This window comes from Mesorhizobium alhagi CCNWXJ12-2, assembly GCF_000236565.1.
Classification (GTDB): Bacteria; Pseudomonadota; Alphaproteobacteria; order Rhizobiales; family Rhizobiaceae; genus Allomesorhizobium; species Allomesorhizobium alhagi.
In genome coordinates this window covers 1-25,214 of the sequence record NZ_AHAM01000155.1, presented here as the reverse complement: position 1 = coordinate 25,214, position 25,214 = coordinate 1, and the positions used below count along the sequence as shown (strand labels likewise).

Annotated in this window: 25 protein-coding genes and 1 pseudogene; 20 read left to right on the top strand and 6 right to left on the bottom strand. The window is 59.1% G+C overall.

The genetic code is table 11. The annotated features are described in order from the left end of the window. The first annotated feature begins 640 nt into the window (after positions 1 to 640). From MAXJ12_RS18350 to MAXJ12_RS18315, 9 genes and pseudogenes are all read left to right on the top strand, one after another. The gene (locus tag MAXJ12_RS18350) at positions 641 to 1,360 is read left to right on the top strand and encodes a class I SAM-dependent methyltransferase (RefSeq protein ID WP_008837445.1); all 720 of its coding nucleotides are present in this window, start codon (positions 641 to 643) and stop codon (positions 1,358 to 1,360) included. 177 nt (positions 1,361 to 1,537) lie between these two features. Next, positions 1,538 to 1,934: pseudogene (gene cueR, locus MAXJ12_RS18345) on the top strand (Cu(I)-responsive transcriptional regulator). After that, positions 1,931 to 2,494 (top strand): cytochrome c, encoded by a 564-nt coding sequence (locus MAXJ12_RS18340; protein WP_008837443.1) that lies wholly within the window; start codon positions 1,931 to 1,933, stop codon positions 2,492 to 2,494. The pseudogene cueR and the gene MAXJ12_RS18340 overlap by 4 nt, the downstream one beginning before the upstream one ends. 305 nt (positions 2,495 to 2,799) lie before the next feature. Beyond that, positions 2,800 to 3,162 (top strand): hypothetical protein, encoded by a 363-nt coding sequence (locus MAXJ12_RS18335; RefSeq protein WP_008837442.1) that lies wholly within the window; start codon positions 2,800 to 2,802, stop codon positions 3,160 to 3,162. A gap of 189 nt (positions 3,163 to 3,351) precedes the next feature. Next, positions 3,352 to 3,480 (top strand): hypothetical protein, encoded by a 129-nt coding sequence (locus MAXJ12_RS39660; RefSeq protein WP_280113336.1) that lies wholly within the window; start codon positions 3,352 to 3,354, stop codon positions 3,478 to 3,480. Then, the gene (locus MAXJ12_RS18330) at positions 3,477 to 4,925 is read left to right on the top strand and encodes a TolC family protein (RefSeq protein WP_008837441.1); all 1,449 of its coding nucleotides are present in this window, start codon (positions 3,477 to 3,479) and stop codon (positions 4,923 to 4,925) included. The genes MAXJ12_RS39660 and MAXJ12_RS18330 overlap by 4 nt, the downstream gene beginning before the upstream one ends. Positions 4,926 to 4,942: 17 nt before the next feature. Then, entirely contained in the window at positions 4,943 to 6,304 is a 1,362-nt protein-coding gene (locus MAXJ12_RS18325; RefSeq protein ID WP_008837440.1) for a multicopper oxidase family protein, read from the top strand. A gap of 40 nt (positions 6,305 to 6,344) precedes the next feature. Then, complete coding sequence (locus MAXJ12_RS18320) at positions 6,345 to 6,830, top strand: cupredoxin domain-containing protein (protein ID WP_008837439.1); 486 nt, start codon at positions 6,345 to 6,347, stop codon at positions 6,828 to 6,830. Positions 6,831 to 6,856: 26 nt separating this feature from the next. After that, a complete protein-coding gene (locus tag MAXJ12_RS18315; RefSeq protein ID WP_040586770.1) occupies positions 6,857 to 7,141 on the top strand; it encodes a copper-binding protein in 285 nt (94 codons plus the stop codon). Positions 7,142 to 7,215: 74 nt separating this feature from the next. Here MAXJ12_RS18315 and MAXJ12_RS18310 read toward each other — a convergent pair whose 3' ends face one another. Further along, positions 7,216 to 7,584, bottom strand: coding sequence for a hypothetical protein (locus MAXJ12_RS18310; protein ID WP_008837437.1), 369 nt, complete (start codon positions 7,582 to 7,584; stop codon positions 7,216 to 7,218). 100 nt (positions 7,585 to 7,684) lie between these two features. Next, positions 7,685 to 8,305: a DEAD/DEAH box helicase family protein gene (locus tag MAXJ12_RS18305; RefSeq protein ID WP_008837436.1), complete on the bottom strand. Its 621-nt coding sequence runs from the start codon at positions 8,303 to 8,305 to the stop codon at positions 7,685 to 7,687. A 1,147-nt stretch (positions 8,306 to 9,452) separates the two neighbouring features. On the opposite strand from MAXJ12_RS18305, the gene MAXJ12_RS18300 reads away from it, so the two are divergent. The 7 genes from MAXJ12_RS18300 (at position 9,453) to MAXJ12_RS18270 (ending at position 15,279) form a co-directional block, all read left to right on the top strand. Continuing rightward, the gene (locus MAXJ12_RS18300; protein ID WP_008837435.1) at positions 9,453 to 10,328 is read left to right on the top strand and encodes a PhnD/SsuA/transferrin family substrate-binding protein; all 876 of its coding nucleotides are present in this window, start codon (positions 9,453 to 9,455) and stop codon (positions 10,326 to 10,328) included. Further along, positions 10,325 to 11,116, top strand: coding sequence for a phosphonate ABC transporter ATP-binding protein (locus tag MAXJ12_RS18295; RefSeq protein ID WP_008837434.1), 792 nt, complete (start codon positions 10,325 to 10,327; stop codon positions 11,114 to 11,116). Before MAXJ12_RS18300 ends, MAXJ12_RS18295 begins: the two co-directional genes overlap by 4 nt. Next, positions 11,100 to 11,918 carry a phosphonate ABC transporter, permease protein PhnE gene (phnE, locus tag MAXJ12_RS18290; RefSeq protein ID WP_040586766.1) on the top strand — a complete coding sequence of 273 codons (819 nt, stop codon included), beginning with the start codon at positions 11,100 to 11,102 and terminating at the stop codon, positions 11,916 to 11,918. Before MAXJ12_RS18295 ends, phnE begins: the two co-directional genes overlap by 17 nt. A 29-nt stretch (positions 11,919 to 11,947) precedes the next feature. Beyond that, positions 11,948 to 12,610 carry a class I SAM-dependent methyltransferase gene (locus MAXJ12_RS18285; protein ID WP_008837432.1) on the top strand — a complete coding sequence of 221 codons (663 nt, stop codon included), beginning with the start codon at positions 11,948 to 11,950 and terminating at the stop codon, positions 12,608 to 12,610. A gap of 13 nt (positions 12,611 to 12,623) precedes the next feature. Continuing rightward, positions 12,624 to 13,235, top strand: coding sequence for a hypothetical protein (locus MAXJ12_RS18280; protein WP_008837431.1), 612 nt, complete (start codon positions 12,624 to 12,626; stop codon positions 13,233 to 13,235). A gap of 335 nt (positions 13,236 to 13,570) precedes the next feature. Beyond that, positions 13,571 to 14,398 carry a type IV toxin-antitoxin system AbiEi family antitoxin domain-containing protein gene (locus MAXJ12_RS18275; RefSeq protein WP_008837430.1) on the top strand — a complete coding sequence of 276 codons (828 nt, stop codon included), beginning with the start codon at positions 13,571 to 13,573 and terminating at the stop codon, positions 14,396 to 14,398. Beyond that, positions 14,395 to 15,279, top strand: a complete 885-nt coding sequence (locus MAXJ12_RS18270) for a nucleotidyl transferase AbiEii/AbiGii toxin family protein (RefSeq protein ID WP_008837429.1) — start codon at positions 14,395 to 14,397, stop codon at positions 15,277 to 15,279. Before MAXJ12_RS18275 ends, MAXJ12_RS18270 begins: the two co-directional genes overlap by 4 nt. A 167-nt stretch (positions 15,280 to 15,446) precedes the next feature. On the opposite strand, the gene MAXJ12_RS18265 is transcribed toward MAXJ12_RS18270, so the two are convergent. The 3 genes from MAXJ12_RS18265 to MAXJ12_RS18260 form a co-directional block, all read right to left on the bottom strand. Further along, entirely contained in the window at positions 15,447 to 16,610 is a 1,164-nt protein-coding gene (locus tag MAXJ12_RS18265) for a DUF2235 domain-containing protein (protein WP_040586765.1), read from the bottom strand. 241 nt (positions 16,611 to 16,851) lie between these two features. After that, entirely contained in the window at positions 16,852 to 16,995 is a 144-nt protein-coding gene (locus MAXJ12_RS37690; RefSeq protein WP_008837427.1) for a hypothetical protein, read from the bottom strand. 168 nt (positions 16,996 to 17,163) lie between these two features. Then, the gene (locus MAXJ12_RS18260; RefSeq protein ID WP_008837426.1) at positions 17,164 to 17,634 is read right to left on the bottom strand and encodes a transposase; all 471 of its coding nucleotides are present in this window, start codon (positions 17,632 to 17,634) and stop codon (positions 17,164 to 17,166) included. Between the two features lie 697 nt (positions 17,635 to 18,331). Between MAXJ12_RS18260 and MAXJ12_RS18255 the strand changes: the two genes are divergently transcribed. Continuing rightward, positions 18,332 to 20,806: a sensor domain-containing protein gene (locus MAXJ12_RS18255; protein WP_008837425.1), complete on the top strand. Its 2,475-nt coding sequence runs from the start codon at positions 18,332 to 18,334 to the stop codon at positions 20,804 to 20,806. 150 nt (positions 20,807 to 20,956) lie between these two features. On the opposite strand, the gene MAXJ12_RS18250 is transcribed toward MAXJ12_RS18255, so the two are convergent. After that, the gene (locus tag MAXJ12_RS18250) at positions 20,957 to 21,334 is read right to left on the bottom strand and encodes a 6-carboxytetrahydropterin synthase (RefSeq protein ID WP_244421519.1); all 378 of its coding nucleotides are present in this window, start codon (positions 21,332 to 21,334) and stop codon (positions 20,957 to 20,959) included. Between the two features lie 183 nt (positions 21,335 to 21,517). On the opposite strand from MAXJ12_RS18250, the gene MAXJ12_RS18245 reads away from it, so the two are divergent. The 3 genes from MAXJ12_RS18245 to MAXJ12_RS18235 all read left to right on the top strand — a co-directional run bounded on the left by MAXJ12_RS18245 (position 21,518) and on the right by MAXJ12_RS18235 (position 25,146). After that, positions 21,518 to 22,036, top strand: coding sequence for a putative pterin-binding protein (locus tag MAXJ12_RS18245; RefSeq protein WP_040586768.1), 519 nt, complete (start codon positions 21,518 to 21,520; stop codon positions 22,034 to 22,036). 37 nt (positions 22,037 to 22,073) lie between these two features. Then, positions 22,074 to 24,455, top strand: a complete 2,382-nt coding sequence (locus MAXJ12_RS18240; RefSeq protein ID WP_139043930.1) for a putative bifunctional diguanylate cyclase/phosphodiesterase — start codon at positions 22,074 to 22,076, stop codon at positions 24,453 to 24,455. A gap of 388 nt (positions 24,456 to 24,843) precedes the next feature. Further along, positions 24,844 to 25,146 carry a DNA -binding domain-containing protein gene (locus tag MAXJ12_RS18235; protein WP_008837421.1) on the top strand — a complete coding sequence of 101 codons (303 nt, stop codon included), beginning with the start codon at positions 24,844 to 24,846 and terminating at the stop codon, positions 25,144 to 25,146. Positions 25,147 to 25,214: the final 68 nt, after the last annotated feature.

The window sequence follows — 25,214 nt, the reverse complement described above, 5'->3', positions numbered from 1 at the left end:
ACCAACGTCGTTTGCCGCCAACGCCCAGCTTGGATCATGATGGCTGCTGCGGAGGTGTCGATCCACACGTTTCGGGTGGGTATGAGGCATACCGCTGATCGAACCTAAATCGCCCCATCGTCCGGAGGGCGTAGTCAAGTTTGATTGCGTGGTTGGCGGCCGCGATCTAATCTTCGTCGTTCGACATGCATCGTGATCTTATGTGCTCGCATAGAAAAATGGACAAGGCCTGGATCCTTGTTCTCGCCATTGCAGTTCTCCTTTTTCCTCTTGCGGGGACACAACCGCTGGGATCGTCGCTGCACGCGGACACTCCAATACATGCGGCCCATGAACATGAGAACGTGCATTCGCAAGGCGGGGGAACGGCGTCCGATACGGCCGCCATGCATCACGGCCATCACCATGCCGACCACTCCCACCAGACGTTCGCTGCGACCCCGGTGCCCTATCTATTTCCAAAGAGGCATCCGGAAGCGTGGCTCGCGCGAATCCAGCCGATAGTCATCCCGGCGAGATCGCCATCCATCCTTCGCCCTCCAAGAACGGCTTGCCCAGCCTGAAAACCGCACTCTGACGGAACGCAACGCTTTTGGCGCGTCCGCCAGATCGAGCGAAATTTTCCAGCAGGGAAGCGGACATGAACAAGGTCGACCCGATTTCACTTCAAAGAAGATTTTGGAACCGTTGGAATGCTGAGCATCGCGAGCACGAGATTCAGGATGTTTGCATCAGGCAGGCGGAGGTGGTTCTTGATTGGCTGAATTCGTTAGGACGAAATGATTTGAACATCCTGGAGGTGGGATGCGGGTCCGGCTGGCTGTGCCCCCGGCTGCTGCCCTTCGGCCGCGTGACCGGAACTGATTTGTCTGATGACGTACTGGCGCGGGTGCGTCAGCGGGTACCCGAGGTTACTTTCGTATCCGGCGACTTCATGAAGCTGGATTTGGGATCAAGCCCCTTCGATGTGGTCATCACCTTGGAGGTCCTGTCGCACGTTGCCGACCAACCCTCGTTTGTCAGGAAGCTGGCCAGTTATCTGAGGCCCGGCGGACATCTGATGCTGGCTACGCAGAACCGTTTCGTGCTTGAGCGGTTCAACCGCATCTCGCCGCCAGCGCCGGGACAGCTTCGTCGCTGGGTTAGCCGACACGAGTTGCGCCGGCTGCTCACCCCGGAGTTCGAAGTCCTTGAACTGTTCTCGGTTTCGCCCAAGGCGAACCGGGGATTCATGCGCCTGGTCAATTCGGAAAAACTCAATCGGCCGTTAAAGGCCATTTTCGGGGACCGGATCGAGAGGTTGAAGGAAGCCATGGGACTGGGCTGGACCCTGATGGCATTGGCAAGACGGAGGCATTGAGCGCGATACATGATCAGGACCTGACCCGAACCTGCATTCTGGCACTCTTGTGGTGGATTTAGGCATCACGGCTGTCGGGCACTGATCCAGGGCCGAGTATCGGTCATGATCGATTCTACTTGACCTTCCAGCAACTGGAAGGATTATCTCTCCCGCACCAACCACGAGGAGACATGAATGAACATCGGAACCGCCTCCGAAAAGTCCGGCTTGCCGCAAAACTATCCGTTACTACGAGGAAATCGGACTCCTCAAGGCGGATCGGGCGGGAAACGGATACCGCGACTATTCAATGTCGGATGTGCATCGGCTAAGTTTCCTGCAGCGGTCCCGCAGCCTCGGCTTCTCGGTCGAGGAGTGCCGCCAGCTCCTGTCGCTCTACGGTGACAAGGAGCGCGAGAGTGCTGACGTGAAGGCGATCGCCGAGGTCAAGCTCGCCGAAATTGCCCGCAAGATGGCGGATCTTTCGAGCCTGCGCGACGCGCTCAGGCGTCTCGCTCAAAACTGCCACGGCGATGAACTCCCGGCCTGCCCGATTATCGACGGCCTTGCGGGAAATGGTACGGTTCAGTGAGGCCCATCCCGGTCATTGCGGCAGTCCTTGTCATCGCCGGGATCGCCGCCGGGGCGGCGTTTTCGGTAAACGCTGTCGATCCGGTCGTCGCCAAGCGCCAAGATTCGATGAAGGCGATGGCGGACGCCGCCAAGACCATCTCCGGAATTTTCGACGGGAAGCTGGCCTATGACGCAGCGGTCTTCAAGGCGGCAGCCGAAACCATCCGCCGACGCTCCGGAATCGCCATGGTCGACGAATTTCCGGAGGGTTCGTTTGGCGCGCCCTCGGCCGCGAAGGCCGAAATCGAGCTGTCGCGCGAGGAATTCGCTGCGCTTGCCGGCCATCTCGAAACCTTGGCGGCGGCGCTGTCATCGGCGGCCGACGACGCGCCCGATGGCATCACCGAATCCATGAGGATGGCGCCGGGAATGGCCATGGGCAGCAGCCTTCTCGGAAAGCGGGCTGGCGGTGCGGTGGCCGGCGACGATCCTTCGAAGATGCCAGCCGAACATCTCTTCCACCTGATGCTGCAGGATTGCACGAACTGCCACGCCAAGTTCAGGGAGAAGCGACAGTAGGCGAGGGAATCGACCTCATTCGACGCCGGACTGGGTGAGTTGGACAGCTAATCGACAGGAACTCAGCAATGTTCGTACAGCCGGCTCATCCACTGGTTGCGCGCTACCTGGCTGTCGCCGGAGCGGTGCTGAACCTGATGTAACTAACCATTCAGCGATAATAACACGCAGCTCCGTTCACTTTTGGTTGCACTGCAACAAACTCGCCGCAATCCGCCTTGACAAATCAGGCGAACAATTGTCCCAAGGGCACGATGAGGAATCTTGGTCGAATCTCGATCTTGGGAAATGTATCGCTCCGAGCAGTGCTGGCGGTCGTGTTCCTGGCCATGTCGGCACTTCAGCCCGGTTTGTTTGCCACGGCCAATGCCACAGGTTTTCACGGCGATGCCGGGGTGAACGTCGGAGCCGAACAACCCACTCACGACATGGGCGATCACGATCACGGCGCGATGGCGGACGACACGGACACGCCGAACCACCATCATGGGAACAAGAAGTCCGCCGAAAAAAGCTGCGAAGTCCACTGCGCCCCGGCGCATGCGGTGCCAGTCGAGTGTCCTGAGATAGAGCATGCTGTCTCCCGCTGCTTTGCGTCGGCCGTCTCCCTGGCCTTACCGCTCGGCGAATATGCCGAGCTGATAAGACCCCCCAGACACCTGCACTGACGACGCCTCTTCGAGGCGGTTGAGCGCAGCGTCCGGAATCCTGTCCGGCGCGCGTACACGCACACGTCAACCTTCAGGTCCACAATGAAAATCGCAAGTTTCGCGATGCTAGCATCGCTATCTGTTGCCGGATGTGCGGCGACAACTCCGCCGAACGTGCTCCCGGCCTTCAATCCTGCGGACCCGGCGATGGGCATCCGTGATGTGCACTACAACCCGGTAGTCGCCGACTATCACCACCGGGAACCCGTCGATCCGCAGAACTGGCGGCGTCTCAATGAGAGGCTGTCGCCCGCAAACGGCGGGGCCGGATCATGACGCCCCGTATCCTGAAACTGGTTGCGGTCATTTCGCTGCCGTTGATCGCATCCGGATGCGCGACCGTTGCGGGTATTTCGGATCCTGTCGCGGGCTTCGCGACCGTGGAGGCGCGAAGCCAATCGGTCACGGGCAAGCAGGCGGTCTGGATTCAATCGAGCCAACAAGCGCAGGCCGTTTCCGCGCGTGTGAAGGGACTCCTGCAAAAGAAGACGATCGGCCCCGACACGGCGGTCCAGGTGGCTCTTCTCAACAACAAGGGGCTTCAGGCGGCTTATGCCGAAGTCGGCCTGTCGGCTGCGGATGTCTGGCAGGAAACCATGCCTGTCAATCCGACGATCTCGGTCGGCATGATCGGCATCGATCCGGTGCGGACGATCGAAGGGGCGGTTGTCAGCAACATCCTCGCGCTGGCAACGCATAAGCGGCGTGTCGCGGTCGCTGATGCCCGCTTCCGCCAGGCGCAGCTTCGCGCCGCCGAGGAGACTTTGCGGCTCGCCGCCGATACGCGGCGGGCCTGGATCAATGCCGTCTCGGCCTGGGAGACAGTCTCCTACCTGAACCAGGCGCAGGCCGCGGCGGACGCTGCGTCGGCACTCGCGCAGAAGCTGGGCGAGACGGGCGCTTTCACCAAGACCGGGCAGGCGCGCGAGCATGTCTTCTATGCCGAGTTGGCGGGACAGACGGCGGAGGCGCGGCTCGCGGCACGGACTGCCAAGGAAGAACTTACCCGCCTGATGGGTCTGTGGGGATATGACGTGGACTACTCGGTCCCCAACGCACTCCCGGCACTGCCAAAAGGCGCAATGGCGAAGCGCGCGATCGAGGCGGAAGCACTGAGGAACCGGGTCGATCTCGAGATCGCAAGGCTCGAACTGGAAGCGTTGGCCAAATCCTACGGTTTGACCGAAGCGACGCGCTACGTCACCGACCTGGAACTTCTGACGGGCGTGGAAGTGGAGCGCGAGGAATCGGAAGAAGGCGGAACCGAGACGAGCGCCGCACTTATCCTGGAGCTCGAATTCGTCATTCCGATCTTCGACACGGGCAAGGCGCGCATGCGCAAGGCTGAGCTCGCCTATATGCAGGCTGCCAACCTCCTCGCGGAGAAAGCGGTGAACATCCGCTCCGAGGCGCGGTCCGCCTATGACGGATACCGATCGACCTATGACATCGCCCGGCATTACCGGAACAATGTCGTGCCACTTCGGAAGAAGATCGAGGAAGAAGCCGTCCTCACCTACAACGGCATGATCACCAACACGTTCGAGCTCCTCGCCGACACCCGCGCGAAAGTCAATTCGATCATCCTGTCCCTCAACGCCAAGCGCAATTTCTGGCTGGCCGACGTCAATCTCGGCACCGCAGTCTACGGCGGCGGCGGAAGTGCGTCCGCAGCTGGCGACGCTCCGGCCGTAGCCGGCGCCGGCGCTGAAGGCCACTGAACCCAAGGAGAAGAAAGATGCTTTCAAGACGGCAAATTCTCGGGGCGGGTGCGCTCCTGGCGGGCGCGACCGCATGGACCAAGACATCGGCGATGGGTCTCCCGGAGGCTCCGACGATGGAATCCCCTGACATGCAGCCGCCGATCTTCCCGTCGAGCGGCCCTGATTACCAGCCGGTGGTGACGCTCAACGGCTGGACGCTGCCCCACCGCATGAACAACGGCGTGAAGGAGTTCCATCTCGTCGCTGAACCGGTGGAACGTGAGCTGGCTCCAGGCTCGACCGCCTATTTGTGGGGCTACAACGGCCAGTCCCCCGGTCCGACCATAGAGGCGGTCGAGGGCGACCGGGTCCGCATCTTCGTGACCAACAGGCTGCCGGAGCACACCACCATCCACTGGCACGGCATGATCCTGCCAAACGGCATGGATGGCGTGACTGGACTGACGCAGCCCGGAATTCCGTCCGGCAAGACTTTTGTCTACGAGTTCGACCTCGTGAAGAGCGGCACTTTCATGTACCACCCGCACGCCGACGAAATGGTCCAGATGGCCATGGGCATGATGGGGTTCTTCGTCATTCATCCGAAGGACCCGAAGTTCATGCGGGTGGACCGCGATTTCGTGTTCCTGCTGAACGCTTTCGACATCGAGCCCGGGTCGTACGTCCCGCGCATCATGGAGATGACGGACTTCAACCTCTGGGCCTGGAACAGCCGGGTCTTTCCGGGGATCAGCCATCTTCCGGTGGCGAAGAACGATCGGGTGCGGGTGCGCGTCGGCAATCTGACGATGACCAATCATCCGATCCACATGCATGGCTACGACTTCGAGGTGACCTGCACCGATGGCGGCTGGGTGCGCCCGGAAGCGCGGTGGCCGGAGGTGTCTATCGACATCCCCGTGGGCGCCATGCGGGCATACGAGTTCGACGCCAAATACGAGGGCGACTGGGCGATCCACTGCCACAAGTCGCACCATACGATGAACGCCATGGGCCATGACGTGCCGACGTTCATCGGCGTCGACAACTCCAAGGTCACCGACAAGATCCGCCGCGTCCAGCCCGAATACATGGCCATGGGTGACCGCGGCATGGCCGACATGGGGGAAATGGAGATGCCGCTTCCCGACAACACCATCCCGATGATGACGGGGTGGGGTCAGTTCGGCGCGATAGAGATGGGCGGCATGTTCTCGGTGGTCAAGGTCCGCGAGGGCCTGTCCGCGAACGATTACGCCGATCCCGGCTGGTACCAGCACCCGGAAGGAACCGTCGCCTATGAGTGGACCGGGGATGTCCCCGCTCCGACGAAGTCAGGCGACGCAAAAACGATGGCTCCGCAAACCCAGCACGGCGGCCACGGAAAGCAGGGATGAATGCCAACTCTCAAACCCCAACAAGCAGAGAAAGACCAGCATGAAACGAATGATGATCGCGGCCATGATGATGGCAATCGTTCCCGGTGCGGCCTTGGCCGAAGGCAACCACAGTGGCGGACACGGTGAAGCCGGGATGATGGAAATCGGCAAACCCGGAGAGACGTCCAAGGTCAAACGGACGGTGCAAATCGCCATGAAAGAAAAGGACGACGGGGGCATGGTTTTCGAACCCGCGTCCCTGTCGATCAAGGAAGGCGAAACCATCCGGCTGAAATTCACCAACAAGGGCGAGGTTGACCACGAGTTCGTCATGGATGTCCACGAGGGCATCATGGAACACAAGGCGCTCATGGAGAAGTTCCCGGAGATGGAACACGCCGACCCGAACTCCATCAAGCTGGCGCCGGGCGCCAGCGGAGAGATCATCTGGACCTTCGCCAAGGCCGGGGATTTCGGTTTCGCCTGCCTGATCCCGGGTCATTATGATTCGGGCATGAAGGGCGATATCAGCGTCGCCCATTGACCTTCAAACCCGCAAAGGAAGCAGCCATGAAACTGTTGGTAAAAGTACTTTCGACCCTGGCGTTCGTGCTCTCCATCGGGGGGAGCGCGCTCGCACAGGAATACGTGAAAGGCGAGGTGGTCAAAGTTGACGCCAAGCAGAAAAAGCTCACGATCAAACATGAGCCGCTGACGAATCTCGACATGCCCGCGATGACGATGGTGTTCGTCGTCGCGGAAGACAGCATGATCGAGAAGGTCAAAGCGGGTCAAGCAATCGAGTTTGCAGCCGACCGAGTCAACGGACGGATCACGGTCACCGATATCAAGTGATCCGGCACTAGCGCCGCGGGTTGAAATCACCCCGCGGCCGCTGTCCGATCAGGGCAATGCTATGAGCACGGGTGTCACGATGAAGGGGCCGCGCAGAACGTTATCCAGAGATTTTCTTTCCAATCATCGTGTGCGGAACGGCTGAGAGGCATCTCTATGGGATATTTTCGCGCACCCACGCTCACATAGGCGGGATAATTACACCGAACGCGTACACGATGCTTTCCGGTATCTTGATACCTGATAGCACCGCTCGCGTCCGTCTCAACTAAGCCAATAGCGACCTCAAAGTCATAGTCCCCATCTTGCGAGGCACTATTGTTCAGGATGCTGAGCTGGACCGATGTCGCATCTGGAAAATTGGCAGTGTAAAAGATGAGCTGCTCCGCCGCCATCGAGGGCGTAGCCACCGACACGCCGGCAATAAATGCAATGGCGCGCATCTCCTCCTCCCGAGGGTTCAAGACGAGACTATCATCTCTCGCATGAATATTCGAATCGATTCTCTGTCCGGCAGCGGTCGAGGCATTCAGAAAGGCCGGATTAAAAAAGCGCCGAGAACACAAAATATGCCTTGACCTTCCAGTCGTGGGAAGGTGCAAACGTACACGCAATGATGGGGTTTGGCGCGGCCGAATTGAGAACGCCCAGAAAACGCAAGAGTCCAAAGGTTTGAAACTTGCCTGCAGTCTGCCCGCGCAAAGCATCTAAGGGGACGATCACTAGGAGAGGCTCGCGCGCATACGCGGCCAAAGCCGAAAGCATGGTTTCTGTCTTGCCTGTGCCGGTTGGCATGACGATGGTAGCCGGCTGTTTATAGAGGCTCCAGTGTGCTCCGATCGCATGGAGGGCGCCTACCTGTGGTGGCCGCAGGCCGCGCTTGTCTTCAGCAACGTTGCCTTTGTCGTCGGGAACTTCATTCCGGAACGAGAATTGGCCATCCCATGCGCGTGCGCGTGCAGCGATAGTGGTTGGCCAACTATCCTTGACTGCGGCAGATTCCAGCTCATCGACGAGCCTGTGCGAAAGCCAGCGCAGTCCGGTTTCAGTCCGCAGAAGCAAGGCATCAACATCGTGAGGGCGCGCAATGTTCTTGCGGCTGGTGACGATGACGCGCTCGCCGTCCGAAAGCTCGAAAAGCGGTTCGGCGGTGCGAGCAGACACCTTACTGTGCCGAGCGATTTTGCCTCGGATTTCCGGGCAGCACGCAGCACACAGCTTATCTGTCCAATCGGTGTTCGGATCGGCCCATAGTCACGTTGCGATAGGTCGAGAATCTGCGGCTCCATCGAGCCGAATAGATCATTCTGCAAGTTTGCCCACCCAGACAAGACTATAAGCGAAAATCCGATTCGCGTAAAAGAAAACGGGATCAGCAAAGAGGTAGGGTGCAACGGGCGGGAAACTATCGGTGTGTTGCGCGACTGGCGCGATCCATAGCTGGGAGTACGCACTTGCGAACGTCGTTATCTGGGACGATCGTGGCCATGTCCAAATGTGCCACAAAGTTCGGACGTTTGAAGTTCGCCTTTTGTGCTTCGAAAGTCGCATAAAAGGGCAGTGTGGAACAGTTGATGAAACTCAACCCCCTGCGCAGCTTGTGCGCAGCCGCTTTTCAAACTCATAGAGGACTTCCTCCAAAGCCCGACGACTCGCGATTCTTTTGCACGGCGCGCGCCGGCACCGTCGTGGCGGCATGGCCAAGGGTGAAGAAGCCCGCTGCTGGGAGGAAGTAGCAGCGGGCTCTATAGCTGAGCGTGGTTCGGGAGGAGGTGCACCACGTTCGCGTTGTCGGGTCGCATCTGGGAGGAATAGACGGCCGACCAGTTCACCGTATTCGCCTACCTTTTATTTGCAACGCACAAAATGTTTGACGCACCTGCGAAGCGGCAGTTGTCCCCAGCCGATACGGCGTTGTTCACACGCCGCAGGAGGAAATATTCCAGCTGGAGGCGAGGTCGGAATTCCAACCTTCAACTGACACCCGATCCGCGACTTGGCGGAATCGTTGTCCGGTTTTGCGAAACACGCATCGGAGCCCTCCAATTGATTTGGAAACGCGTCCCACATTGCGAGGATATCCGCAATCCGACGAGTGTCGCGCTCGGCGGTTGCGATCGGGCGGAGTGATTTCCCAATCCGCGCTGGATGCCGTGTGCTTTGACAGTTAGCCAGCTGAAATTCTTGCCGGCGGTCTAGTGCCCCGGCTTTCTTGAACGATTTCGCAAAGATGTCACGAGCCTGCAATTGCAGTGTCATTTCCCCGTCGTATGGGCATCGGAAAGCAACCGAAGACGACAAGGGGACGACCATGCGGATTTCGACGATCCTGACGGCGGCGGCACTGGCCCTCGCGACAACGGGCTGGGCTCAGGCCGAGAATTTCAAGCTGGCGATCACCGATGTCGAGGGACTGGAGCGGCTTCAGACGGAATGGGGTCCGTTCAAGGCCGCGCTGGAACAGGCGTCCGGCCATACATTCGAATTCTTTCCGGTCAGCAACCGCACGGCCGCGGCCGAAGCGCTCCGAGCCAAGCGGGTTGATTTCGTCATCACCGGGCCGGCCGAGTACGTGGTTATCAATAAGATGACCGACGCAAAGTCGCTGATCGGCCTCAGCCGTCCGGACTATTTCTGCGCGATCGTGGTCAGGGCGAATTCGCCTTTCGTCAAGCCGGCGGACCTCGCGGGCAAGAAGGTTGCGCTGGACGATATCGGATCGACATCCGGTCACCTTTGCCCGTCGCAATTGCTGGCCGACTACGGCGTCGATCCGAAGAACGGAATCGAGGTAACGCATACGTCGCGCGCGGTGGCTCATGAAGCGCTGAAGCGCGGCGATGTCGAGGCCATCGGCGTCAACTATACGAGTTGGACGCGCGGCGTGCGCGACAAGGATGAATCGACGCCGCCCGGCGCTTTCCGCGTCATCGCGCGCTCAGGCGACCTGCCGAACGATCTTCTCCTGGTTGGCGCGCATGTCGACCCGGCCGTCGGCGAATCCATCCGCACCAAGATGGTCGAAGGCAAGGCGGCCATCATCGAGGGCATCGTCTCCGTTGGCGGCGAAAACGAAAAGTTCACAGGTATGGATATCGTCGAGGTCGATGACGAGGCCTATGCGCCGGTGCGCGCCATGTACACCACCATCGGCTATCCGCAGTTCTCGGAGTTCGTGGGCGAATGAACGTCGCCCCTGCCCGGCTTGACCAATATGAGCCGGTCAAGCTCCAAACGGCCGATCTGTCCGTCGACCGTCTCCTCGCACGCTATGGCGGACATCCACCGGTCTTTTCCGACGTGAGTTTCACTGTCGGGCGCGGAGAGGCCGTGGCGCTTATCGGGGCGAACGGGGCCGGTAAGTCCACCCTGCTGAAATGCCTGCTGGGCTTTGTCGCACCCGCAGGCGGCGCGGTTTCGATCTTCGGGAGCGATCTCAGCGGATTGAGAGCCGGCGACCTGCGGCGTCTGCGTTCCGGCATCGGATTTGTCGCGCAAAAACACAATCTGGTTCCCAGGCTGACGGCGCTGTCCAATGTCGTGCATGGTCTGCTTGCAGCGAGACCAGGCCCGCGAAGCTGGGTCCAGGCGCTTGCACCGGTCGATTCCCGCCGGCGGGCGCTTGCGACGCTCGACCGGGTGGGGCTTGCGGACCTTGCCATGCGCCGCGTGGACAGCCTTTCCGGCGGCCAGTCGCAGCGCGTGGCGATAGCGCGGGCCGTGGTGCCGGAACCGCGCCTCGTCCTGGCGGACGAGCCCGCCGCCAGCCTCGACCCTGCCGCCGGCGAAGTGGTGATGGATGTCCTTGCCCGGGTCGTGCGCGAGACCGGCGCGACGCTCGTTTTCACCACCCATAACCTGGCTCACGCGCTCGCACATGGGCGGCGCGTCGTAGGACTGCGCGAGGGAACGCTGGCGCTGGACGCACCCTCGCATGGATTGGCGATCGGAGACCTTCGTGGCCTCTACGACTGACATACCGCGTCAGCCCGGCATGCCGGTTCGTTTCGAGCGGCCGTCCGCGCTGGCATTTCTTCTTTACGCGCTCGGCCTTGGGGTACTTGTCTGGTCCCTCGACGGAACCGGCTGGTCGGTTTCCGAACTGGCCTCAGGCCTGCCGGCGCTCGGCGATTTCTTTTCGCGTGCGTGGCCCCCAAGCTTGGAGCGATTTCCTTCCCTCTCGTCCGCACTCATCGAGACGTTCCAGATGGCGGTCGCCGGCACGGTCGTCGGCGCTCTTGTTTCCATCCCGTTGGCGGTGCTTTCGGCGAGGAAACTTTTGAGCGGCCGCGTGACCAATGGGTTGGCCAGGGGGATCGTGGCGATATTTCGCACTGTTCCCGACCTGATCTGGGCGCTAATCTTCGTCATCGCGGTCGGGCTCGGGCCGTTTGCGGGTACTCTTGCAATAGCCGTCGATACGGCCGGGTTCTGCGGCCGCTTTTTTGCCGAGGCGATGGAGGATGTCGACAAGGGACCGGCCGAAGCGCTGCAGGCGCAGGGCGTCCGACGCATCGACACCATTTTCTGTGCCGTGATCCCCGCGGCGATGCCTGCCTTCATCACGACCACGCTGTTCGCCCTCGAAAAGGCGGTGCGCTCCTCGGTAGTGCTCGGCCTGGTCGGGGCCGGCGGCATCGGACTGGAGCTGAAGGTCGCCATGGACATGTTCGACTATCCGACTGCCGCAACCATTATCCTGATGATCTTCGGCCTCGTCGTCATCGTCGAACAGATTGGCGCCCATAGCCGCACCCGGGTGATGGACGGGCACTGAAACCAGCACTTCTCAAAGGAACATCAATCATGAAAACCGACACCGCTCACCTCGCCTGGAACGATCGCTGGGCCACGCCGCACGGCCGGGCGGACTGGCTTACGCCGGAACCGGACGTGGCGGCGTTCGCGGCGACGCTGGCTACCAGGGGCGCTCTCAAGGTGCTGGATCTCGGTTGCGGCGTCGGCCGGCATTCACTCGCCTATGCGCGCCTCGGTCTCGACGTGACGGCGGTGGACATGGCCGAGCAGGGATTGTCCGAACTGCACCGCGCTAGCCGGGAAGAAGATCTCGCCATCGCCACACAGGTGGCGGCGATGACGGAGCTGCCGTTCGAGACCGGCTCGTTCGACCACGTCCTGTCCTTCAATGTGATCTATCACGGCGATCCGCTGATCGTGCGGGCGGCCGTCGCCGAAATCGGGCGTGTGCTCAGGCCGGGCGGCACTTATCAGGGCACCATGCTTTCAAAGCGCAACGTCAAATACGGAAAAGGCGAGGAAGTCGCGCCGAACACCTTTGTCGATGCTGCCATCGATCCTGACGATTCCGATAAAATTCACCCGCACTTTTACTGCAATGCGGCAGAACTGGTCGAACTGTTCGCGGAGTTCGAGATTCTGAGCCTGATAGACCAGGAACATGCCAAGCCCGGCAGCTGGCACTGGCACATGCTGGCCGAGCGCCGATGAACTGGCAGACCTTGTGAAGGAGACGATCTCCCGCAGGAATCCCAAGAAGGTTTGCGATAGGCAATTCGTGAGGTGCAACGCCGGCGGCTACGGCCGGCGTCCTGCAGCCCTATGCGTTCTTCCTTCGGACATCAGCCTGACTGTTTGCAAGCCCCTTGCCGATGATGCCTACGACGCCTCGCAGCAAGGACAGCTCAACGTGAGCAAGGTTATCGAGGACATCGACAAGCTCGTCACGCGCAGCAGCAGCCTTGCGGAGAGCTCGCGGGCCTCCTACGATCAGGTCGTCGACGTCATGCACACAGCCAAGCGGCTCCGTCGCAGGGCCTCCTCTGCCCTCAAGCTGGTCGATGACCTCGACGAGGTGACCGTGGAGGAAGGGGACCCGGAACAGCAGAAGACTGTAACGTTAGGGGATGCCGCTCGGGCCGTCGAGACAGTCGAGGCCCAGGCACGGATGATGATCGGGAAGTTCCTTGACGAAGACGAACGCCTCACAGGCCTTAAGGCACGTCTCAGGGACGAGAGACTTCAGGAAGTGCTCGACGTCGTGAACGTGTTCGTCGCCCCCGGGACATACCAGAAAATCAAACGGCGCCCTACAGCGCCCCCCACGTCTGCGTGACAATGTGCGTCAGAAGCCGTAGGGCTCTCCTCAAAGACCTGGCGAAAAAAGACACAAGATAGTTCCCTCTGAATAAGAGAAGTGTTTGGTTAGGTACGGTGAAGCACGGGTTGTATTTTCCCCATTGGCGCGCCCGGATGGCCGGCCTTCAACTCCGATAAGTCATCCTGACGAAAGCGCTGCCTCATTGAGGCGCGCCGGAAGGTTCATTGAGCTAAGCGGCGCTTTGGCAATTCATGTTTGAAAAGCCCCTCGTAGCACGGAAAAACCAATCCGATTTGTCTCGTGTTATCGAACCATGTTGAAAACTCCGCGCCAAGAGCGGATAATGACGCATGGTTCACGATCAACGCTCCGCCCTGTCAGCTCATATTACGAGCCTGCTTTCCGCAGGCCAGGTGATCTTTACAAGTGAGCAGGCCGAACAGGCGCTCGGTGTCGGACGCGGTGCGCTCCTCGATGCGGCCGAGCGCCTTCAGCGACGCAAGGCGCTGATCAGACCTCGGCAGGGGTTCTATGTCGCGGTGCCTCCGCAGTTCGCCTCGTGGGGTGCGCCGCCGCCCTCATGGTACATCGATGCCCTGATGCGCCACGAACTACAGCCCTACTATGTCGGCCTGCTGAAGGCGGCGGAACTTCACGGGGCCACGCACCAGGCCGTGATGGAATTCCAGGTCGTCACCCCCAAGCGCCTGCCGAAGATCAAGGCCGGCCGCAACCTGATCGTCTTCTATTACCGAAAAGACATTGCAGCAGTGCAGTCCGGCATCGAGGACCGGAAAACGGATACCGGCAAAATGAAAATATCTTCACCCGCGCTCACGGCGCTCGACCTCCTGCGCTACCCACAGGCGGCGGGCGGGATCGACAATGTCGCGACGGTCCTCACGGACCTTGGCGAAAAGATCGATCCTTTTCAGCTCGCCGCACTTTCCGATGCCGCCGAGCGGCCTGTCGTTCAGCGTCTCGGTCATCTGCTGGAGCGACTGGGGCATGCGGATCGGGCCGATCCGATGCGCGCGGCGCTGATGGCGCGCGGCGCCGCCCCCTGGACGGAGCTCGACCGGCATGAGACGCGCGATCCGGACTTCACGCCGGCCCCGCAGGAGCACGACGACCGCTGGCGCGTGGTTGTGCGTCGCACACCGGAGGTCGATGAATGATCCCCGCTCAGAACATCGTCGCCTGGGGTAATGTCGTTCCATGGGCCGATCAGCGCCAGGTCGAGCAGGACCTCATCATAAGCCGCGCGCTCATCGACATCTTCAATGACGATCTCCTAACCGCCGAACTGCGTTTTCGCGGCGGCACGGCGCTGAACAAGCTGCACTTCCCCGAACCGCTTCGCTACTCGGAAGATATAGATCTCGTCCGAACCACCGCAGGTCCGATCGGGCCGATTCTGGATCAGCTGCGTGTCGTTCTAGAGCCGTGGCTTGGCCGCGCGCAATTCGATCAAAGTCCAGTCGCGCCCAAATTTCGTTTCCGTGTGGAAGCCGAAGACGGAAGCGGCGTGCCAATTCGCCTCAAGGTCGAAATCAACACGCGTGAAATCGGAGCCTACGATCCGCCGCAAACGATGCCGTTTCGCATAGACAACCCCTGGTTTGCCGGCGAGGCCGCGATTCCGACCTTCTCTCAGGAGGAAATGCTGGCAACGAAGCTGCGAGCTCTCCTGCAGCGCGACAAGGGACGCGATCTCTATGATCTTTCCCATGCCCTGGATGTGTTCGACGGACTCGATGTTGTTCGTGTCACCGAGATGTTCGCCCGCTATCTTCAGTTTGGCGGCCAATCGATATCTCGCGCCCAGGCCGAGGAACGGATGTTCGCCAAGCTGGCAAATCCCCGGCTCTTGACCGATATGCGGCCGCTCTTGCCGCTGGCGCAGGCGGAGGCTTTGTCGGACGACGCTACCAAAGTGGCCTTCGAGCGTGTATTCGAGGGACTGGTTGAAAAAATCGCCGGCAACACCTGGGTCCGCACCGATGAGATGAAGGAAAGGTTTGGGCTGACCGGTCTATCCTCTCAACACGTCCCATAGCATCGTGTGGAGTGACGAGAACCTGATGCGATCAATCGCTCTCAGGTAATGTTGAAGCTAGCAAAGCCATTGCAAAGTGCCGGTGCACACAGGCCCGCCATCCTCGCAAACGCTTCCCCAAAAATCGTCCTCCATGGTGCGTCAACTCTATCGCGGGCCCGTTGGTTCTAGTCTGGAACTATATCGCTTGGCGCATTTGCCATTACCGATGCTGTAAGGGTGGTGGGGTCGACTTTGTATCGCTTTGCCCACTCCGCCACGTTTACCGGTCGGTAACTGACGTTTGAACGCCACCTGTCGAACACGGATATGTCGATAGTCTCGTTGACCCGCGTGTGCGTACCGCGCTCGCCCTTGAACGGCGGCGGTGCGATATCGCGGAAGTGGCGCTTGCTGAAGCGTTTGTAAATTCCGTTCATGAAGTCCGAATACGAGTCGGCGATGGGCGCCTGATGCGCATCGGGATCGACTTCCACGTCATATCGGAAGGACAGACCAAGTTGCTCTGCCTTGGCCTTCAACCATTTGAGCGGCACTTGAACCAAGAGGTCACCACTGTATCCACCCCCAACGCTTCCGTGGTTTCCCGGAAACCACCTCTGCTCAACACTGTCTAGCGAACGCGGAGCCGATTGCGTGGTGCTAAGCACTGTCCACGGCGTAGGCGCGAAGGAGAGACGATGCTCATCCACTGCGAGCGCATGGAAGGCATGCTGGATTGGGAGCCGCAGCCCGGTGTGTAGCCAACCAAAACTTGACCTACTGACGCCCTCAATGCTGAACCAAGGAACCCCGAGCGCACCGACTGTGTCCCACACTCCTACCATCGCCACTGTGACGGGCATTGAGTATCGGAGCATCCAACGCTCTTCGAGACTGGGACTCTCCAGGGTGCCGGCCGACTCTTCCGCCGCAAGCTTCCAAATTGTTTTATCGTCAGCCCTGCGGTAACGTTCGAAGAGTTGTGCGACCCCAAGGGGCGCTCCCGGTTTCACGAGACCATACTTAGCGATAAATCCCGCCAGACTTCGAGCGGTAAATGCCCCTCGACTGAAACCGAAAATGAAAATCTCGTCTTCCGGATTGTATTGGCCCACAAGCCACTCATAGGCGTCAACGACATTGGCGGCGACGCCTTTGCCGAACATCCCGCCCCAAAGTCCGTTCACGCCAATATTATAGTGGGTGACCTGGGGGACTCCATCGTGCCCATGTGCTGCACACAAAGCGGCAAGACGCCAGACATTCGTGTTGCTTTTGGTATTATTCCACGTTCCGTCAAGGAAGATCGCAATGCGCTTCCTTGGGGAGCGCACGCTTGCATTCGACATCGGCGCGCCTCGCTAAGTAGAGTCGTCCACAGAGACTAGCACGGCGCGGCGACCGAGCGCCTTCCAGATTTTCACTTTGGGAGCTTGATTGCGATAACCTGCCGGTTGTCAAAGCCACCCTAGAGAACTCTCGCAAAGCAGGAAGGAGCCCCAGCTTGATCGCACTCCCCGAGGTATGAAATGTTCACGTTCCGTGCGTCGAAAGTCGCATAAAAGGGCAGTGTGGAAAAGCTCGCTTCGGTCACTTCGCCGACGGGCTGAGCGCGACCGCGAAGATGACTATCCCGCCGCGGGCGTGGTGGTAACTGATTTCCTGCGGCATCAGGATCAGGAAGTGGTTCATCAGGCCGATTATCAGCGCGCCGGCGATCGTGCCGATATCCATGCCGACGACGCCGAACAGGCACCCCGAGCACAGCCGCCCGCGATGAGGGATACCTCGTCGCCTCGCGAGCTGGAAGCTCGGAGCGAGGCTAGAAAGCCGCACCGAAACATAGGCAGCACAAGAGCCCTCGGCCCGATGCGAACGGCCCAGCTTTGGCCCCTGAGCGGCTCAAGCAAGCCCGAGCTTTTTCTTGAGTTCGGCGTTTTCGTTCCGGAGCCGGTCGGCGAGAAGCTTCTTCAGACGGGCATTCTCTTCTTCAAGCTTCACCATATCCTTGAGCACATCGCTCTGTGTTATCTGCCTGGCAGCCTTCTTCCAATGAGAATAGGTCTGTTGCGATATTCCGGCTTTCTGGACCGAGGCCTTGATGCTCTCTCCCCGTCCGATCTGCTTTTCGATCTCGCCGAGCTTTTGCGCCCGCTCTTTCTCAGAGTATATTTTCCGCGCTGTCCGGGCTATAGGGGAAGCGACCGCTTTAGATGAAGACGCTTGTTGGGCCGACTTGGCTCCGGTTCGTACAGCGCCTCGCTGCCGCCCGGTTTGCTTCCTCGGCTTCGCCGCCTTTTCCTTGATACCAGGTGCCTGTTCCTTCACCTCGGCTGCTACCTGATTTGCCTCGGATTCCTTGAGGTCGGCCATGAGAAACTCCGTCGATGTCGAACATCCTTGCACGCAGCATCAAGAACTTACGGACTTTGTCAACACGGCCCAAAAACCGTGCTCCTCAATGTCGCCGTCGGACGCATGAACATAATATCCGGTGACTCTCCCCGCGGAACGCAGATTGGAGTCGCCTTCTTTATTGTCCTGTGCCTGCGTCGACGTGTCGGGCTGCGGCGCGGCGTCCTGAATGGCCTCGCAATCCGAAACACAGAGTATCGGCTGGATGTGCACCACCCCTAGTCTCTGAAACAGCGCAACTGTCCGGCCGGTGTTGGGCTGCCCTTTGAAGCAGTCACGGTCGGCCGGTCGATCGCCACTCCGGCGTAATCATTATCTGCTCTTCAGCAGAGAGATTTGTGCCTGCGTCGGCAGAGTGTCCGACGAGATCAGGCGCAAAAGGAGCAGCGCTCGGTGGACCGACAATGTTGAATTACAACGCCAAGTTCAAGCATTTCTCGAATGCGCGCTTGCTGCAGCACAGCCTGCCGGCCTCCTTGGAGAAGCCTCGGTATCCGGCAGCATCCTCGTCGGCTCGTCGACTCTGCGATTCGCTTGGCAGATCATCCGTTACTCCGCCCCATTTTAATGATAGCTAATATCATTCTTGGATGGTTGCGGACAGTTGCGGGTTCTTAATATACAACCGTTGGTTCTTCACAGCGGGAGATGCGGAATGTCGTGTTCAGACTTTCCTGTGGAACTGGTGACCGGGTCCTTCTCCAAGGACGATGCTGACGCCGTGCGCTTGGTGCTCGACGCAGTGCCTCATCCGATATTCCTGAAGGATGATCAATCCCGCTTCGTTGTGCTGAACCGAAGTATGTGTGACTTCATGGGTCATTCTTATGAGGATTTGGCTGGCAAGACGGATTACGACTTCGTCCCGAAGGAACAGGCGGATGTGTTCCGGCAGGTTGATTGGTTGGTGCTGGAAACCGGAGAAGTCAATGAGAACGAGGAGCTCATGCTGGGGCCGGACGGGGAAATCCGCACCCTGGTGACGCGCAAGGCGCGGGCGTCGCTGCCGAATGGCGCTCGCTTCGTTGTCGGCTGTATTTCGGACATCACCAAGCTGAAGCAGCACGAAGCCTCGCTGCAGCTGCTGTTCGAGGAAAACCCGATCCCCATGTGGGTGTTTGATAGAGCCAGCTTGCGGTTTCTGGCAGTCAACCAAGCTGCCGTCGAGCATTATGGCTACACCCGCGAAGAGTTTCTTTCCAAATCCATTCTAGAAATCAGGCCGGCGGAAGACAGCGAAGCGTTTCTCCAAGTGCTCGGCACAGGCGAGGGCTCGTACCGCACCGGGCGTACCTGGCGCCACATCAAGGCGGACGGCAGCCTGGTCGACATCGTCGCCTACTCAAAGCGGATCGAGTATGATGGCCGCCCAGCCTTGATGGTTGCGGTTGTCGACGTGACGGAGCGCAAGCGGGCTGAGGACGACCTGCGTCGCACCAGAGAGTTCCTGGACACGGTAATCGAAAACATTCCCGTCATGCTCTTCGCCAAAGAGGCGCGGGAGCACCGCTATGTCCTGATGAACCGGGCAGGTGAGGAACTGCTTGGCATCCCGCGCGACGAGCTGATCGGCAAGACCGATTCCGACCTCTTTCCGCCAGAGGAGGCCGAGTCGTTCGTTGTTCGTGATCGGCAGGCGTTGCGTTCCGATTCCGTTGAGATAGCCGAGGAAGAGCAGATCCGAACGCGGGACAAGGGCATACGAGATGTCGTTATGCGACGGCTCGCGGTGGAAAGCCATGACGGAAAGTCGAAATATGTTCTCGCGGTGGCCGAGGATGTGACCGAGCGCAAGCGAGACGCGGCGCGAATCGCCCATTTGGCCACCCACGACGGGCTGACGAATTTGCCCAACCGGACAGCACTCATCGAGCGTCTCGAATTCACGCTCGAGCGGGCGACATCCGGTAGGGAATCCTTCGCTGTCATGCGCCTCAACGTGGACGGGTTCAAGGAAGTAAACGACGTTTGCGGCCCCGGGGTAGCGGATGCGCTGCTTCGACAGGTAGCCGCGCGGCTGACAGCGAGCGCTGGCAAGCACTTCCTTGCGCGCACCGGCGACGAGTTCACAGCTGTTGTTGCTGATGGCCCTCATCCGGAGACAGCAATAGCGCTCGCTGACCGCCTGCTGGCAACGATCGCCGACGTTTTTGATGTCGATGGCCAGCAATTGCACGTCGGTCTGAGCATCGGAATCGCCTTCTTTCCCGATGACGCGGTTGATGTCACATCCCTCCTGAGCAACGCTCACGCAGCGCTCGATCGCGCCAGGGCCGACGGGCATGGCGTTTTCCGTATGTTCGAGGCGGATATGGATCGTAAGCTGCGTGAACGCCGCGCACTTGAGAAGGACTTGCGTTCGGCTCTCGCAAACGGCGAGTTGTTCCTGCACTACCAGCCGCAGGCGAACGTATCGGGTCAGATCGTTGGGTTCGAAGCCCTGCTCCGGTGGTCCCACAAACAACGAGGAATGATCCCACCTGCGGAGTTCATTCCCCTGGCCGAAGAGAGCGGATTGATCGTGCCAATTGGCGAATGGGTGCTGCGCGAGGCCTGTCGGGAGGCGGCGTCATGGCCGAACACGATCCACATCGCCGTCAACCTCTCTCCCGTGCAATTCCGCCAAGGCGATCTTCCCGGCATAGTGCACTCGATTCTGTTGCAGTCGGCGCTCGACCCGACGCGGCTCGAGCTGGAAATCACGGAAAGCGTGCTGTTCGACGACTTATCGCGGGCAAGTTCAATCCTCCGGCGCCTCAAATCGCTCGGAGTAAAGATCGCCCTGGACGATTTTGGGACAGGCTATTCGTCGCTTTCCTATCTCCAGTCTTTCCCCTTTGACAAAATCAAGATCGACAAGTCCTTCGTTTGGATGCTTCAGCAGAATCCGCAATCGGCGGCCATCATCCGCGCCATTGTCGGGCTGGGCCGAGACCTCTCTATGCACATTGTTGCCGAAGGCGTGGAAACGATCGATCAGTTGAGTTTTCTTACGAAGGAGGGCTGCAGTGCGCTGCAGGGGTATCTGATCGGAAGGCCTTACCCGATCGAGCTGTATGCGAAGGAGGTCGGCAAACGCGCACCGACGTCAAGCGTGGCGAGTCGACGGGCGGACGGCAATAGCGGCTAACGAAGCTTGCAGCACAACACATAGACACACACGCGCGGCGTGCCGGCTTCAACGTGGGGTCGAAGGGCAGTCGGAGGCCACGTCAAATTTTCAAACGCGACTACCTTCGCGTCAATCCTTTGCCGAAAAGAACCCATTGGCACCCGGCAATCAGGGGTTCCTCCAATATGTGCAGCCTTCGGCCTGCCCATCTGGGCCGCGTGACACCGTGATGCGATCAATTTGCGGGGAATGAGGCGCCAGCTTGTCCCAAATCCATTTGGCGACGTTTTCCAAGGAGGGCACCGCCAAACCGTCAATGTCGTTCAGGTATGTATGATCCAGGACTTTTTGCACCGAACTAATCCTCGGCTCTACCTCGTAAAGATTGGCCGGCCAGCCAAACACCGCATCAGGGGAGCCCTTAAAGTGGACTCGAACCCTGAAGGTGTGGCCGTGCAACCCGGAAAATGGCTGCAGCTGGTGGGCGGCCTCGAATGTGAACTCTTTGTAAGTCTCGACCATGGCGACGCTGGCAGAACGTTCCAACTTTCACTCCTTAAAATGCCGAGGCCGAGCTTCTGACATTCTGATTGTCCGGTGTCAAACGCGCTGAGCCGTCCCCTGACTCAATGGAAAGCGTCGTTAGCCAGCGATTTTACGCGCGCAATTAACGTGGCGTTCAAGGATCGGACGACATTGAAAGCGGGTAGTGAGGCGAAGGATAAAATGATGTCAAGGATTCGCGGCGCACTTGCCTTAGCTGTTGCGCTTATTCTGCTGACCATATTTCCGGGGCACGTTCAGGATCAACAGCTGTTGCCCTCAAAAGGGACGCCAATCCTGTCGATCGAGGGCAATATCCGAGTGACCAACGCCGACGGTGTGGCGCAGTTCGATCGTGGGATGCTTGAGAAGCTCGGTATGACCACGTTGACCACCACTACGCCTTGGTTTTCCGGACCGGTCGAGTTCGAGGGCGTCTTACTCAAACAGATTATGGCGCTTGTCGGAGCGCAGGGCACGGAAGTAGTCGCCATAGCGCTGAACGACTATCGAACGACCATTCCTCTTAAGGATTTTGAGGACTTCGATGTCATATTGGCGCTGAAGCGCGATAAGCAATACATGCCCGTCAGCGATAAGGGGCCGCTCTTCGTAGTGTATCCTTACGACAGCGTTCCAGAATTGCAGGCCCAAAAATACTATGCACGTTCCATATGGCAACTTACACGCCTCATTGTGCGCTGAAAAAGAGACAATGGATGCGTTGTCGCGGGGTCCTCTAGTGGGCGCTTTTCACCCCTTAAAGATAGCTCTCAGCACCGCCATCATTGTTCTCGGCTTTGGCGCAGTTTATCTTTCGACGCTCATCTTCGAGCGTCAGGAGATGCTCGCCAAGGTCTCGCGCTACAATGTGGCCTGGAGCGCAGGTCAGGGCGTGAACGAGTTTTTGCGGCTGCGTCAGCGCGTCAGCGAATTGGCGGCCGGTGAAGGCTCGAAGCAAGAGGCGCAGCTTCGGCTCGACATCGTCAAGAACCGGCTTGAGCTGTTTCGCAGCGGCGAGTTTCAGCCCTTTGTGCTGGAAGCGGACGACCGGCGAAGGACGGTGGAATCGCTATCCCATTTCCTCCATCGCGCCGAAATGCTGATCGAGCAGGTTGAGAATCCCGCAACTGCGACAGCCATCCTATCAGAAATGGTCCCTCTGGAAGGGGACCTCATCGGTCTCGCCGCGGAGGCCAATAATTACGGCGGTCAACAGGTCGCGCGCGACCAACAAGAACTTCTGCAACTGCATTGGACGTTCTCTGCCTTGGCTTGGGGCCTCGTGCTCTGCACGTTTGTGCTTATCGTACTTTTGGAAAGACGGAATCGACTTCTTATCCAAACTCAGCAAAAACTCCACGCGCTCAATGCGACACTAGTGCAAACGAGCGAGGACCTCGAGAAGGCGAATTCTGCAGCGCACGCTGCAAATGATGAGTTGATCACCCAAAACCGTCTATTCGATACTGCACTACACAACATGTCGCAGGGGCTTTGCATGTTCGGCGAAGACCGCCAGCTTATCGTTAGCAATCGTAGGTTGGCCACCATGTATGGTCTATCTCCGGAATCGCTGCGGCCGGGGAGTACCCTTGAGGATATCACCCGGCTCACGGTCCACGCCGGTATCTGCTCCCGGGACAGCGCTGAGAATATCCATTCGGAACAACTTAGCCTCATTGCTCGAAAGAAGCGGGGTACTTTACTGCAGGAATTGAGCGATGGCCGCATGATTTCAATTTTGCATCAACCGATGAACAATGAAGGCTGGGTGGCTACTTACGACGATATTACAGAACGCCATCACGCTGAGACCCAAATGGTGCACATGGCCCGCCATGACGCTCTCACTGACTTACCCAATCGAATTCTGCTTCGTGACCGGATGGTGAGTGAGCTGGCTCGGTGCCAAAGGCATCAGCGCTCTGCCGCGGTTTTCTGCTTGGATCTCGATCACTTTAAAAACGTCAATGACACGCTCGGACATTCCATGGGCGATCGGCTACTCCGGGAGGTCGCTGCGCGCATCGCAATTCTCGTTCGCCGAGAGGACACTGTGGCTAGGCTGGGAGGCGATGAATTCGTGATCCTGCAGGCGGATGTCACGCAGCCAGCGGACGTTGACCAACTTGCCCAACGCATACTCGAGGTTCTTAGCGAACCGTACGAGCTCGAAGGGCATCAGGTCGTTATCGGGGTGAGCGTCGGAGTAGCCGTGACCTCCGGGGTTTCCGATGACCCAGACACGCTTCTGAAACATGCCGACTTGGCGCTCTACCGAGCCAAAGAAGACGGGCGTGGCACATATCGCTTTTTCCAGCCCGAGATGGATGCGCGTCTTCAGCGCCGTCGGACAATTGAACTCGATTTGCGTGCGGCCGATTTTGACCAGGAGTTCGATGTAGTGTTCCAGCCGATCGTGAACATTCACACGCTGCAAGTCACCACACTTGAAGCACTGTTGCGGTGGCCGGGCTGCAGACACGGACCCGTCAAAACGGAGGAAATCATCGCCATCGCCGAAGACACGGGCTTGATCGTCAACCTGGGCGAGTGGGTGTTGGAAAGAGCCTGTCGAGCAGCTGCAAATTTGCCGGGCGAGCTCAATTTCGCCGTTAATCTATCGCCAACGCAGTTCATGCGAGGCGATGTCGTTGAGATGGTCTCCAGAGTACTCGCCGCTACGGGATTTCCTGCTAATCGCCTTGAACTAGAAGTGACAGAAACGTTGTTGCTTGAGGACAGCCAAAGGTCGTCCTGTGCGCTGCGGGACTTGCGTGCGCTGGGTGTCCGCATATCACTCGACGATTTTGGCACGGGCTATTCCTCGCTCGGCTATCTCAGAAAATATACCGTGGACAAGATCAAAATAGACCGTTCCTTCGTGGAGCAAATCTCCACAAATCAGGATCACATGGCGATCGTGCATGCGATTGTCAGTTTGGCCCATGCTTTGGGCATGAAGACCACGGCTGAAGGAATAGAAACTGAGGATCAGCTGGAAATTGTTCGCGCTACAGGTTGCGACGAGGTTCAAGGATATCTATTCAGCCCACCAAAATCTTTAGCTGATGTGACGGACTTCCTCGGCAATCGTCGCAGCAAATCGGCTGCTGCCTAGCGGGCTGTCGGCCACGTGCGCGATGGATCTCGCCACCGACTGGGGCCGTAAGCCCGTTCGCTCTATGCCTGTAATGTTGTCTTCCTCAACCTCTTGCCTCTGCTCGAAACAAAGCGGGCGGTTTCTGTTTCGCCATCCTCTCTTTGGGGAACGTGAAGTGATGGCCGCGGGAAAACCGATGTGCAGCCGCACCGTCTTGAGCTTTTTGTAATTCACCCCTAACTTGGGGACGAATGATCCAGAAGGTACCCATATCGCCCCGAGCGGGCGCTTGCGGATCAGGTCGGGAAGATTGCCTTGGGACGATGTTACCATCCCATTTGGTTAGCCTGTCGAAATAATATCTCTCGACCTTCCAATTACTCAACTTCCGGACGCCAATATCATGATGGAATACCGAGCCGTCACGAAGGTCACAACGAAACCGGGAATCAAAGAAGAAGTCCCCTGGTCCGACAGCCTGACCACCTACGACAAACAGCACTTCACGACCTACATGAGGCTCCTGGACGCAGCCGCCGACGATGCCAGCCGTGAGGAGATTGCGCAGGGCATCCTCGGCATCGATCCGGTGCAAGAACCGGAGCGCGCCCAAAAGGCCGTGCGAAGCCATCTCGATCGCGCGAACTGGATGGTGACGACCGGTTACAAGGAGGTGACGACCGGTTACAAGGAATTGTTCGCCGGATGAGCCAGAACGGGCGTCAACACCCTCGGCTTGTCAACAGAGGACGTGATCACTGCGTCCGCCACAAGAGC

Bases quoted from the DNA above. Each gene is read 5' to 3' on its own strand.
- MAXJ12_RS18350 (WP_008837445.1), top strand. From the start codon at position 641: ATGAACAAGGTCGACCCGATTTCACTTCAAAGAAGATTTTGGAACCGT.
- MAXJ12_RS39660 (WP_280113336.1), top strand. From the start codon at position 3,352: ATGGGCATCCGTGATGTGCACTACAACCCGGTAGTCGCCGACTATCAC.
- MAXJ12_RS18330 (WP_008837441.1), top strand. From the start codon at position 3,477: ATGACGCCCCGTATCCTGAAACTGGTTGCGGTCATTTCGCTGCCGTTG.
- MAXJ12_RS18325 (WP_008837440.1), top strand. From the start codon at position 4,943: ATGCTTTCAAGACGGCAAATTCTCGGGGCGGGTGCGCTCCTGGCGGGC.
- MAXJ12_RS18320 (WP_008837439.1), top strand. From the start codon at position 6,345: ATGAAACGAATGATGATCGCGGCCATGATGATGGCAATCGTTCCCGGT.
- MAXJ12_RS18315 (WP_040586770.1), top strand. From the start codon at position 6,857: ATGAAACTGTTGGTAAAAGTACTTTCGACCCTGGCGTTCGTGCTCTCC.
- MAXJ12_RS18310 (WP_008837437.1), bottom strand. From the start codon at position 7,584: ATGCGCGCCATTGCATTTATTGCCGGCGTGTCGGTGGCTACGCCCTCG.
- MAXJ12_RS18300 (WP_008837435.1), top strand. From the start codon at position 9,453: ATGCGGATTTCGACGATCCTGACGGCGGCGGCACTGGCCCTCGCGACA.
- MAXJ12_RS18295 (WP_008837434.1), top strand. From the start codon at position 10,325: ATGAACGTCGCCCCTGCCCGGCTTGACCAATATGAGCCGGTCAAGCTC.
- MAXJ12_RS18285 (WP_008837432.1), top strand. From the start codon at position 11,948: ATGAAAACCGACACCGCTCACCTCGCCTGGAACGATCGCTGGGCCACG.
- MAXJ12_RS18275 (WP_008837430.1), top strand. From the start codon at position 13,571: ATGGTTCACGATCAACGCTCCGCCCTGTCAGCTCATATTACGAGCCTG.
- MAXJ12_RS18270 (WP_008837429.1), top strand. From the start codon at position 14,395: ATGATCCCCGCTCAGAACATCGTCGCCTGGGGTAATGTCGTTCCATGG.
- MAXJ12_RS18265 (WP_040586765.1), bottom strand. From the start codon at position 16,610: ATGTCGAATGCAAGCGTGCGCTCCCCAAGGAAGCGCATTGCGATCTTC.
- MAXJ12_RS37690 (WP_008837427.1), bottom strand. From the start codon at position 16,995: ATGGATATCGGCACGATCGCCGGCGCGCTGATAATCGGCCTGATGAAC.
- MAXJ12_RS18260 (WP_008837426.1), bottom strand. From the start codon at position 17,634: ATGGCCGACCTCAAGGAATCCGAGGCAAATCAGGTAGCAGCCGAGGTG.
- MAXJ12_RS18255 (WP_008837425.1), top strand. From the start codon at position 18,332: ATGTCGTGTTCAGACTTTCCTGTGGAACTGGTGACCGGGTCCTTCTCC.
- MAXJ12_RS18245 (WP_040586768.1), top strand. From the start codon at position 21,518: ATGTCAAGGATTCGCGGCGCACTTGCCTTAGCTGTTGCGCTTATTCTG.
- MAXJ12_RS18235 (WP_008837421.1), top strand. From the start codon at position 24,844: ATGGAATACCGAGCCGTCACGAAGGTCACAACGAAACCGGGAATCAAA.